A 228-nucleotide genomic window follows, 5' to 3' on the forward strand; every position below is an offset into this window, starting at 1 on the left:
GCTAGCATAACAGGCAAATTCTTTACCACGGTCAACCGTAGCGGTTTGGAACACCTTTGCAGGATACTGCAAGGCCGCTACACCAAAGGCAATCTCCATGGACAAAGCCGTACGGTCAGGCATTCGAATGGCGGTGTACAGGCGCGTTTTGCGCTCGATGAACGTGGCCACGCAACCTTTGCTTTTTCCACGGCCCGAGACGACGGTATCCAGTTCCCAATGACCGAA

The 228-nt window shown here is 53.9% G+C and carries 1 protein-coding gene; it reads right to left on the reverse strand.

All coding sequences use genetic code 11. The annotated features are described in order from the left end of the window. A partial coding sequence (locus tag JO375_RS12515; RefSeq protein WP_407672822.1) for a DDE-type integrase/transposase/recombinase occupies positions 1-228 on the reverse strand: 228 nt, incomplete at both ends.

Source organism: Paenibacillus farraposensis, from assembly GCF_020736845.1.
Taxonomy (GTDB): Bacteria; Bacillota; Bacilli; order Paenibacillales; family Paenibacillaceae; genus Paenibacillus; species Paenibacillus farraposensis.